We start from the raw sequence: 11,069 nt of genomic DNA, 5'->3' as shown, positions 1-11,069 counted from the left end.
TGCTGAGCAGGTGGGTATCAATCTTGTGGGGGTGCAGTGACTCCAAACAGGTTGACATCCACCGTCGTGCAGACATTTGCACTCGGCCCCAAAATTTAGCGTCGCCACCCGGGAAGCGTGCATGCCAACGCCGCCAGCATTACCAGCGCCAAGGCCTGGCTATCCCCGGCGTAGGTTTCCTGCGGCCATGGCGCCCGGGCAAGCCAGGCACCCGCCATAGCCATGAGCGCGGCGATGAGTGCGCGAGGGGTGAATACGGTGAAGCGTCGGATAGCGAGCACCAGACCAGCGACCACCAGCCCCGGCACACCACCCACCACCAACACGCTGGCCAGGCCGAGCACAAAGGTCCCGCGGCCCGGGGAGCGCAGAGAAACACCGGGGGAAGGAAGCTGCGCGGCGACCACCACGATGCACAGGAGCAATACGAGCAGCGCGAGGATCCCGCCGCCGATGAGCCAGGTGCGGTAGGTGGCATCCGGGGCGAAGGTCACCTCGACGTCGGAGGCGCGGGTGGCCGTGGGGACCTCGAAGGCCTGCATCCCCGCCGAGACCTGGACCGATTCGAGCTCGCGGCCGTGGGCCTGCGCTCGTAAACCGGGGTTGAAGCTCAGCCCGGGTAGGTACAGCGAGCGCGCACCCGAAGGGGCAAAACCCTTATCCAGCAGTGCCACGAACGAGGCTCGCGACTGCACTCGATGCTCGCCCGCCTCGAGGGTGATGAGGTCGCCTGGTTGATGCTCGGAGTCGTCGATAAGCACGGGATCATCGGAGCGCACCCGCAGCTCCATCGCGCGCGGCAGCACCACCGTGCAGTCGATGCGGCCGGTGTCTACTGCCAGGCGCTGGAGGAAGAACCCTTGCGTGTCCGCCGTGGCGCCGTCGACGACGATGCGCCGGGTCAGCGGAGCATCTTCCAGCTCGAGTTCGGCGATACCCGTCGGCGCTTCCACGAGGGTGACCCGGATGGCATCTGCGGCGGGCAGGTGAACGGTCGTGTCCTCGCTCAGTTCCACCTCCCGGCGCGCCCCGCCGGCCGTGACCACCGCCCGGGCGGGCTTGGTGGCCTGAATCCGCAGCTGACCGCCACCAAAGTCATCCGGGTGGAGCTCGATCCATTGTCCCTGCGTGGGCCCGGGTGTGGGATACCATGCGGTCGCCGGGTCCCCGTCGACCGCGGCAGTGAGGCTGCGCTCCGGGCGCGACCCGCCGAATGCGGTGGCTTCGGAGGCGCTTGACGACGCCACCACGCGACCACCACGCTCCTCCACCGCGATCGGTGGGCGCACCGAGGGGTAATCGCGCACCCTGTTGAGCACGTCCGAGCCCTCGGCATCGCGGGCTAGCGGGGCTGAGACCGGAGAGTTCAGGGTGCCGTAGTTGCGGGCGACCTTGAGTGGGGTGTCCGTGACGATCTGTGGTGAGGCCGGATCAAGGCGATACGTCGCGGGGCCGAGCAGCCCGCTGAGCATGGGAACAACCTCCCCGGAACCCGCCACGCTTACTACCGGGTCGGTGGTGATGGTGGGGCGCTGGTTGGTGTGGAACAGGATGACGCTCAACGGGCCGAAGGTGTGCAGGGTTGCCTGGGGTGAGGAATCGGCAAGCGCCTGCACGTCGAGCTGGACGACGGGGTCCTCCAGATCCTCGCGGACGATAAGCGCGCCAATTCCGAGGGAGGACAGCGCATCCGCGGCGTGCTCAGGGTGGTGTTTGAGCATGGCCATGGCGCCATCGAGCCCGCGGATGGCCTCGGGATTGACCAGCGGAATGGCGTCGCGAACCGCCCAGGGAACATCCAGCAGCGGCTGGGCAGGCTCGTCGCGGGTCCAACCGAAGTCCTGGCGGGCAAACTGCGCCTGGGGAGCAATGAGTGTGCGAGTATCCCCGGCGGAGGCGTTGATGAAGTCGGTGGCCTCATGCCAATAGGCGGGAATCTCCTGCCACGACCCGCGCGGAAGCAGGCGACCGGTGAGCGCAGGGGCCAGGCTGCCCAGTCCGATGACGATCACCATTGCGGCGGCAAGGTGACGGCGAGCAGGACGAATGGCGTCGTTTCGGTTTTGTGGGAGCGGGAGGTGGGACCCCAGCGCCACGATGCCCACGCATAGCGGGATCCGGACCAGCAGATCCGCTTTGTGGATGTTGCGGAATGCGGCAAGCGGGGCGTCGAGAAGCGAAACCCACCCTGCCCCAAATGGGCCGTGGGCGGCGCCGAGGACAGCGACTCCGACAAAAAGCATGGGCAGCCAGGGACCGCGTACGCGCACCAGGCCGATCAGCCCCAGGGCCGCCAGCGCCATGGTGACCAGGATGAACACGGGATGGGTGGCCAGGAGATGGCCGGCGGTGCGTTCGGTGTCCACAAACGGGGTCCAGCTGGTCGTGCCACGCAGAATCTCCGCGGGATTGAGCCAGCGGTTGGTGACGGCGGCGGACTCAATGAAGTCGGTAAACGGTGGGGAGTAGCGGCCGAGGAGCACCAACGGCCCGATCCACCACAAGCTCACCGCAGCGCACCCGGCAAGCCAGGCCACCAGGAACCTTCCCGCGCCCCGCCACAGCAAGACGATCGCGCCGGGAACACACGCCAGGAGGGTGGCGCTGGCGTTGACGGCACCCATCATCGCCACCGGAAGCACAGCGGCGGCCAAGGCGCGGCGATTGAGACGCTGCGAAAGCGCGGCCGCCACAATCCAGGGAGCGAGCATGCTGGGCCAGGTCTCCGAGGAGATGGCCGTCAGGGTCGTCAGGGTGTGTGGGCTTAAGGCGTAAAGGCCCGCACCGAGAATGCGGAAAGCTGGCGAACCGAGGTTGGCTCGCTGCGCCATAACCAAGAAGCCGGAATAGCCGATGCCCGTGACCAGCAGCCACCAGAGGCGCTGTGCTATCCAGTCAGGAAGCGGGTCGAGAAGCAGGAAAAACAGGCCGTGGGGAAACAGGTAACCATAGGCCTGGTTCTGCAGCTGGCCGAGCGTGAACGTCGGGGTGTAGGCGTGCAGTGCCTGAGCCAGAAAGCCGGAGGGGTTAACGACGAGATCGAGCTTGGTGTCCGCGGCAACATAGCCGGCCGGCAGCAGCGCGACGACGAGCGCGAGGAACGCCCACCCCGCAGCGTGGGGGCCTACCCGGTGCACTTATTGGCGGGTGCCGTATTCTGGCCCGCCCAGGAGCGCCTGCTCAGCGGGCACCGCGTTGGACTGCGGCACGGTGTTCTGGCCGGAGAAGACGGCCAATCCCACGACTCCAACCACGCCAAGGGTCACGCCGACCACCGCGCTGGCCACAACGGGACCAAGGGTGCGGCGGTTCAGGGAGTCAGATTCGTAGGCCATGGTTGCTCATCCTACCTGCTAAGGGTGCGTGGTTTTAAGAGGCCGAGAGGGTGTCGTCCTCGTCGACCGGGGGAACGATGAACACCGGAATGCCGGCGTTGTGCACCACCGACTCCGCAGTCGAGTTGGTGAACCACGAACGAACACCACCGATGCCGCGCGTGCCCAACACGATCACGTCCACCTGCAGCTCCTTGGCAGCATCCACGATTGCCTGTGGCGCGGTGCTGGAGCTCTCCACCAGGTGAGCGCGGGCCTCGAGGCCGAGTTGCTGGGCGAGCTCGACGCCCTCCCGCAACATGCTCATGGCGTAGTCCTCGGCCTCGTCGTACTCGGAGCCGAGGTGTTCTTGCTCCACGGTGGTCTGGGGCATGCCGGTGCGTCCCAGGGCGCGGGCGGTCTGCCGGGTGACGGGCTCCCACGCGGTCAGGATCTCTACGGAGCTGGGTTTAAGCAGCTCGGCGGCGCGCTCCAGGGCGAGCCGGGCACGGGTGGAGCCGTCGAAAGCGATCAGCATCTTTTGGGCCATAGCCATCGATGCTAGCGATTAGGCAGCCGGGGCGCTGTAACAATGCGACATTCGCGGGGCAGCCTATACACTCCAAAAGCACTATGGACAGGCGAGAACTCTTGGCAGCAGCCGGCCTCTTTGGCCTGGTCGCGTGTTCGCCTGCACCCGAAAGTCCGGCCTCGCCGACGACTGTGCCGCCGCAGCCTTTGCAGAAGGGGCCTGCCTCGGCTTCCCCACCTGTGCAGGAAATTCAGCAGCGCATGCCGGACGATCTGCGCGAGCAGGTGGCCAGCCTTATGCACGTGGGTGTCGCCTCCTTTGATGATGCCCGAGCCAAGGTCGAGGCCGGGGTTGGTGGCATCTTCATCACCTCCTGGGCCGACCCCGCAATGCTGACCCAACCCGGCCGAGACATCCACGAGCTCAAGCGCATTGCCGGGCGCCCGCTGATGGTGTCCATCGACTTTGAGGGCGGCCGCGTGCAGCGGCATTCCCAGATCTTGGGATCTTTCCCAGCGCCCGGTGCGCTCGCTGCTCAGGGTGAGTCTGGGGTGCAGGAAACAGCTAGTGCGATCGGTCGCAGCCTGAGTGCGCACGGGATTACCGTGGACTTTGCCCCGGTACTCGATGTCGACGGTGCCGGGTTACATGTGGTGGGCGATCGCTCGTTCAGCGCTGATCCCCAGACAGCAGGCGCCCTCGGAGCGGCTTTCGCCCGTGGCCTCATGGAGGCGGGGGTGCGGCCGGTGTACAAGCACTTTCCGGGGCATGGCCGGGCCTCCGGCGACACTCATGCCGGGGGAGCGGTGACTCCTGCGCTGCCCGAGATTAAAGAGCATGACCTAGCCTCTTTCGCCCAGGCGCTCGAGCGCACCCCGCACGCGAGCGTGATGCTGGGCCACATGATCGTGCCTGGGCTGGGAGACAGTCTGCCCTCTTCGCTCAACCCGGCTGCTTACCGGCTGCTGCGCTACGGCGACTACCCGGGAGGGCGCGGGTATCGCGGGCTGACTTTCACCGACGACCTCACCGGCATGCGCGCCATCACGGATAAATACCCGCTGGATCAGGCTGTTTCGCAGGCCATCGCGGCTGGCGCGGACCAGGCCCTGTGGTCGAACGGGACTGATCCGAACGGCGTTATCGATGCCGTTGTCCAGCGGGTACGCAACCAGGAGATCCCGCAGGAACGCATAACGGCGGCTGTTTTTCGCGTTGCGCGAGCACACTCGCTTTAGTCATGGGGCTGACCAACGTTTATCCTTAGTTCCTGTGACTTCTTCCCACTCGCGTGCCTCTCGCGCCTCTCACACTCGGCGAACCCTGGCGATCATCCTCGGCGTCTTCTTGGGCCTCGTGGTTGTCCTGGGTGGCCTCTACGCCTGGGACTACGCCAACACCAAGGGCAACGTTCCGCGCGGAACCACCATTGGTGGTGTTTCGGTCGGAGGCATGAAGCCGGCTGCCGCACATGACAAGCTCGTGCGCGAGCTTGGTGGTGTGGAAAACGAGGCCGTCACCGTCACCGCTGGGGAGAAGACCGCCCAGCTCGTGCCGGCGGAGTCGGGCCTGAGCATCGATTTGGAAGAGACCGTGCGTCGCGCAGGCACGGAGCCGGCCAACCCCTTGGCCAAGCTGCGTGGCCTGGTGAGCACCACCGAGATTCCCGTCGTCTCCTACGTCGACGAGGCCGCGCTGCAACCACAGCTGGAGCGCGTGCGCGGCGAGCTCAGTACCGACCCGATCAACGGCGGGGTCGTCCTCGAGGGCGGGAAGGTCAAGACCAACAAGCCCGTTGATGGCCAGACTGTGGACATGCAGCAGCTGCATTCGGCGGTCAGCGATCGCTGGCTGGATCCGCAGGGCGTAAAGGTCAAGCCCTCCCCGGTTGCCCCGGCTATTGGCCAGGAGGCCGTCGATGCCATCGCCAAGGGCCCGGCCGCCAAGGCGGTGGAGTCCCCGATCACGGTCCGCGGACACCAGAACGTCACGGGCACGATCGCCCCGGATCGCATGGGGGAGGTCGTCAGCTTCCCCGAGCACGAGGGAAAGCTCACCCCCGTGGTCAACACCGAGGCCGCCCAGGCGATTCTGGCCGAGCAGTTGGCTGCCTCTGAGGTCGAGGGCACCAACGCGCGCGTGAAGTCCGACGGATCGATCACCCCGCACGTCGACGGCGAGGTCGTTGACTGGGAGGCCACGATGGCCGGATTCGACAAGCGCGCTCTCGGGGAGGACGCCCGCGAGTTCGATGCGACCTACAAGCCGCAGCCTGCCGAGTACACCACTGAAGAAGCACAGAACGCCACTTTCAATGAGGTGGTGGGTGAGTTCACCACCGGTGAGTTCTCGCAGTCTTCGGGCAAGAACATCTCGGTCATCGCCGCGCAGGTCAACGGCGCGATCGTCAACCCGGGGGAGACCTTCTCCGTCAACCAGTTCACCGGCCCGCGCGGAACTGCCCAGGGCTACGTCGAGGGCGGCATTATCGAGAACGGCCGCGCCGGCAAGGCAGTGGGCGGCGGAATCTCGCAGTTTGCCACCACCCTGTACAACGCCGCGTACTTCGCGGGCATGAAGGACGTGGCCCACACCCCGCACAGCTACTACATCTCGCGCTACCCGGCCGGCCGCGAGGCCACGATCTTCGACGGCGCCATCGACCTGGTGTTCAAGAACACCACCCAGCACCCGGTCAAGATCGTCACGGAGATGGGCTCCGACACGATTACGGTCAAGCTCATGGGCGTGAAGACTCTCGATGTGCAATCCATCAACGGCGGCCGCTGGGCCCAGACCAGCCCCCAGCGCCAGCAGATCTCCGGCTCCGGGTGCATCCCGTCCTCGGGCATCCCCGGCTTCACCACCTCGGACACGCGCATCATTCGTGATCTGAGCGGCAACGAGCTAGACCGCCAGACCCAGACCACGGTCTACGATCCCCAGCCGATCGTGACGTGCACGGGCTAATGCACCTCTGGATCGATGCCACCGCCGGCGTGGCGGGAGATATGTTGCTGGGCTCGCTTATCGACGCCGGCGCCGACCTCAACGCCATACAACTCGCCATTGATGCCGTCGCGCCCGGTTCCATCGAGCTGCGCCGCGAACAGGTGATCAAGGAGGGGCAAAGCGCCACCCAGGTGCACGTGACCTCGCTAGTCGACGATCCCCCGCACCGCAACTGGTCCACCATCCGCACCATGCTCGAGCAGGCCGAACTGGCAGACCAGACCCGTTCGCGGGCGCTCAAAGTGTTCGAGCGCATCGCCATCGCCGAGGCCGCCATGCACGGCATGGACGTGGAGGACGTTCACTTCCACGAGGTCGGTGCCCTGGACTCGATCGCTGACGTGGTCGGAGTCTGCGAGGCCGTGCGCCTGCTGGGCGTGGACAGTGTGTCAGCCTCGGACATCGCGCTTGGCTTCGGGCGCGTCCGGGGAGCCCACGGAGACATGCCTGTTCCCGCGCCGGCCGTGGCCCGCCTCGCGCTGGGATGGCCCAGCGTGGATGGCGCGCTGCCTGGAGGCCAGACGCCCGGTGAGCTGGCTACACCCACCGGAGTGGCGCTCGTGCGCGAGTTGGCAGGCGAGGAGCATGTCGCAGGTGTTCCGGCGGGTGTGATGCAGGCGGTCGGCTATGGAGCAGGCACGAAAAATACTCCGGGGCGGGCGAACGTGGTGCGGGCGGTGATCGTCGAAAAGCGGGAAAGCGCCGGCGAGCTGCTGCAAATCGAGGCCAACATCGACGACCTCGACCCACGGCTGTGGCCCGGTGTGCTCGCCGCGCTGCTGGAGGCCGGCGCGCGTGATGCGTGGCTGACGCCGATCCTGATGAAGAAGGGGCGCCCGGCCCACACTGTGCACGCGCTTTGCGACGCTTCGGCTGCGCCGGCGGTGCGGGAAACCCTTTTTAGGCACACCACGACGCTGGGAGTGCGCTACTTTCCTGTGCAGCGCGAGGTACTCGAGCGCAGCTTCGACGAGGTGGTAGTCGATGGGCAGCGCATCGCCGTCAAGGTCGGCAGCCGGGGCGGCGAGGTGCTCAACCGGCAGCCAGAGTTCGAGGACGTGGCGCGTGCCGCGCGAGAGCTGGGCGTGAGCGAGGCGGAGATTCTGCGCCGGGTGCGATGACGTTTCAGGACTGGGGGAGGCGCGTGCAGCGGCACCCGCTGTACCGGGCGTTCGTTCCTGTAGGGCTGATTACGTTCGGGCTGGTCTACGGAATCATGGGGCTGATCGCCCTGCAGATCGCGTTCTCGGGTGGCGACGACCAATACCACGCCTCCTTCCACTCCGCCTTGCTGGCGGTGGCCAGGCGTCCGCTGGGCAACGTGTTGCTGCTCGTGGCGGTGGTCGGGCTGGTCGTGGTGGCGCTGTGGCAGGTCATCGAGGCCGGGGTGGGGTATAGGCATCTGAGTGGGATCCGGCGGTTCAATCGCCGCATCGCGTCCGTGGGGCGCGCGCTGTTGTACCTGGGCGTGGCCGCAGCCGCGCTGTTGGTGGCGCTGGAAGTGCGCCCGGGGTTCGCTGGCTTTGAGAGCGGCTCGGGTGCTTCCTGGAGCAGCTTTGTGAGCTGGCTTTTTGGCTTCTCCGGTGGGCGCTGGGCCGTGTGCGCTGGTGGGCTAGTTGTGGCCGGGATCGGGATCGGCCAGATCGGGCGCGGGCTGGGGCGCATTTTCGTCGACGAATTCGACGGCGACGTGCCGCGCTGGATCGTGGCCCTGGGGATGTTCAGCTACGTCATGCTGGGGATGTCCTTGACGCTGGTCGGGCTGCTGTTTTCCTGGGCGGGCGTGAGCGCGCACCCCGAATGGGCCGGAACGATGAACCACGCCTTCCACTTCGTGGTGGATCAACCTTTGGGCCGCTGGCTATTGGTGTTGATCGCTAGCGGGTTCATCGCCTTCGCGGTCTTCTGCATGGCCTGGTCCTCGCGGGCCTTCCACGCCCTGCGCTAGGGCGGGTTGGTTTCGGGCCGGGAAAACTTTCCGGTCGACCAGGGTAGACGAAATTCGGGTGTGCGGGGAGCAAAACCCCAGGTCGCGATCCGTCTCGTGAGGATCCTGGTCGACCGGAAGCTTTTCGGGCGCCTGTTGACCCGCCGAAATTCCTTCGGCTCGACACCTGGAGGATCTGCGCTGGGTAAAACCCCAGGTCGCGTTCCAGTTTTGGCTTCCAGGTGTCGAGCCGAAGGATTTCGGGCCTCGCAGGTGCGAAGTGCCCCGAAGCCAACGCTCCGGGGCACCGTGCTGGCACCGGGAATTACTCCACAGTCACCGACTTGGCCAGGTTGCGCGGCTTGTCCACGTCGTAACCCTTGGCCGTGGCCAGGGCGCAGGCGAAGATCTGCAGCGGCACGGTGGCCAGCAGCGGCTGCATGAGCGTCGGGGCCTTGGGAACGCGGATCACGTGGTTAGCGTGTTCGTCGACAGCCGTGTCGCCTTCCTCGGCAATGACCAGGGTGATCGCACCGCGTGCGCGGATCTCCTGGATGTTGGACACCACCTTGGAGTGCAGCTGGTTGCGACCGTTCGGCGAAGGCACGATGACAAAGACCGGCTGGCCCTCCTCCACCAGGGCGATGGGACCGTGCTTGAGCTCGCCGGCGGCGAAGCCCTCGGCGTGGATGTAGGCGATCTCCTTGAGCTTCAGTGCACCCTCGAGGGCGACCGGGTAGCCCACGTGGCGGCCCAGGAAGAGGACCGAGGAGGCGTTGGCCATCTCGGTGCCCAGGGCCTTGACCTGCTCCTCGTTGTCAATGACCTCCTGGATCTTCTCCGGCATCGCGGCCAGCTCCTCGAGGATCTGGCGGATCTCGTCGGAGAACTTGTTACCGCGCAGCTGGGCCAGGTACAGGCCGAGGAGGTACGCGGCCGTGATCTGCGCCAGGAACGCCTTGGTGGAAGCCACGGCGATCTCGGGGCCGGCATGCGTGTAGATGCAGGCATCGGACTCACGCGGGATGGACGAGCCGTTGGTGTTGCAGATGGCCACGACCTTCGCGCCCTGCTCGCGGGCGTGCTGCACGGCCATCACGGTGTCCATGGTCTCGCCCGACTGGGACAGGGCCACAACCAGGGTCTTTTCGTTGACGATCGGGTCGCGGTAGCGGAACTCGTGCGCCAGCTCGACCTCGCAGGGGATGCGGCACCAGTGCTCGATGGCGTAGCGCGCGACATGGCCGGCATAAGCGGCCGTTCCGCAGGCGACGATGACGATTTTGTCCACCTGGCGGAGGACGGATTCGTCGATACGCAGTTCATCCAGAACGAGGTGACCCTCGTCGTCGAGACGCCCCAGGAGGGTGTCGCGGACGGCGGCGGGCTGATCGTGGATCTCCTTGTCCATGAAGGAGTCGAAGCCCTCCTTCTCGGCAGCCGCGGCGTCCCAGGTAACGGTGAATGGGCTGCCCTCTGCGGGGTTGCCGGAGAAGTCGATGATCTCGTAGTCGGTGGCGGTGATGGTGACGATCTGGTCGTTACCCATCTCCACGGCCTGCTTGGTGTGATCGATGAAGCCGGAGACGTCCGAACCCAGGAAGTTCTCGTTCTCGCCGAGGCCGATCACCAGCGGGGAGTTGCGGCGGGCGGCAACGATGCGATCCGGGGCGCTGGCGTGGATGGCCAGGAGAGTGAAGGCGCCCTCGAGCTGCTGACAGGTCAGCTGCATGGCCTTGGTCAGGTCGCCTGCAGCGTCGGTGTTGAAGTGATCGGCCAGAAGCGTGGCTGCGACCTCGGTGTCGGTTTCGGAGGCGAACTCGTAACCGCGTGCTACCAGGGTCTTGCGCAGCTCGGAGTAGTTCTCCACGATGCCGTTGTGGACGACGGCGAGCTTGCCGCCATCGACAACGTGCGGGTGAGCATTTGCGTCGGTCGGGCCGCCGTGGGTCGCCCAGCGGGTGTGGCCGATGCCCACCAGGGAGTCCGGCAGTGGCTGCACCGCCAGGACCTCGTCCAGGGCCGCGACCTTGCCCGCGCGCTTGCGGAAGCCGATCGAGTCGCCATCGACCACGGCTACACCCGCGGAATCGTAACCGCGGTATTCCAGCCGGCGCAGTCCCTCGAGAATCACATCGAGGGCGAAGTGAGAGCGATTCGGCTGATCAGGCAGTCCGACATATCCAACGATTCCACACATGGGTGGAAGTCTACCTGAGGAGCGCGCACTCACTGTGCACGCCCAAACTAGCGTTTAAGCAGGCAAAACGTGGGTGGACTGACG

Annotated in this window: 8 protein-coding genes; 4 read left to right on the top strand and 4 right to left on the bottom strand. The window is 66.2% G+C overall.

Translation table 11 applies throughout. The features are described 5' to 3' along the window. Positions 1-95 precede the first annotated feature (95 nt). Genes FHE74_RS09915 through FHE74_RS09905 form a run of 3 tightly spaced genes read right to left on the bottom strand, consistent with a single transcriptional unit; the run spans position 96 to position 3,870 of the window. Complete coding sequence (locus FHE74_RS09915; protein WP_139466358.1) at positions 96-3,137, bottom strand: alpha-(1->3)-arabinofuranosyltransferase domain-containing protein; 3,042 nt, start codon at positions 3,135-3,137, stop codon at positions 96-98. Beyond that, positions 3,138-3,335, bottom strand: a complete 198-nt coding sequence (locus FHE74_RS09910; protein ID WP_139466357.1) for a DUF2613 domain-containing protein — start codon at positions 3,333-3,335, stop codon at positions 3,138-3,140. It lies immediately after the preceding gene. Between the two features lie 34 nt (positions 3,336-3,369). Next, the gene (locus tag FHE74_RS09905; RefSeq protein WP_139466356.1) at positions 3,370-3,870 is read right to left on the bottom strand and encodes a universal stress protein; all 501 of its coding nucleotides are present in this window, start codon (positions 3,868-3,870) and stop codon (positions 3,370-3,372) included. 77 nt (positions 3,871-3,947) lie between these two features. Between FHE74_RS09905 and FHE74_RS09900 the strand changes: the two genes are divergently transcribed. From FHE74_RS09900 to FHE74_RS09885, 4 genes are read left to right on the top strand one after another with little or no spacing between them, the layout of a single operon-like run. Then, the gene (locus FHE74_RS09900; protein ID WP_139466355.1) at positions 3,948-5,084 is read left to right on the top strand and encodes a glycoside hydrolase family 3 N-terminal domain-containing protein; all 1,137 of its coding nucleotides are present in this window, start codon (positions 3,948-3,950) and stop codon (positions 5,082-5,084) included. Positions 5,085-5,118: 34 nt separating this feature from the next. Next, positions 5,119-6,816 carry a VanW family protein gene (locus FHE74_RS09895; protein ID WP_246049280.1) on the top strand — a complete coding sequence of 566 codons (1,698 nt, stop codon included), beginning with the start codon at positions 5,119-5,121 and terminating at the stop codon, positions 6,814-6,816. Then, entirely contained in the window at positions 6,816-7,979 is a 1,164-nt protein-coding gene (gene larC / locus FHE74_RS09890; RefSeq protein WP_139466354.1) for a nickel pincer cofactor biosynthesis protein LarC, read from the top strand. The genes FHE74_RS09895 and larC overlap by 1 nt, the downstream gene beginning before the upstream one ends. 23 nt (positions 7,980-8,002) lie before the next feature. Next, positions 8,003-8,806 carry a DUF1206 domain-containing protein gene (locus FHE74_RS09885; RefSeq protein WP_180339745.1) on the top strand — a complete coding sequence of 268 codons (804 nt, stop codon included), beginning with the start codon at positions 8,003-8,005 and terminating at the stop codon, positions 8,804-8,806. 304 nt (positions 8,807-9,110) lie between these two features. On the opposite strand, the gene glmS is transcribed toward FHE74_RS09885, so the two are convergent. After that, on the bottom strand, positions 9,111-10,985 hold the full coding sequence (glmS, locus tag FHE74_RS09880) for a glutamine--fructose-6-phosphate transaminase (isomerizing) (RefSeq protein ID WP_139466352.1): 1,875 nt from the start codon (positions 10,983-10,985) through the stop codon (positions 9,111-9,113). Between the last annotated feature and the right edge of the window lie 84 nt (positions 10,986-11,069).

Source organism: Corynebacterium tapiri (assembly GCF_006334925.1).
Lineage (GTDB): Bacteria > Actinomycetota > Actinomycetes > Mycobacteriales > Mycobacteriaceae > Corynebacterium > Corynebacterium tapiri.
This window is presented reverse-complemented; position numbering and strand designations above follow the sequence as displayed.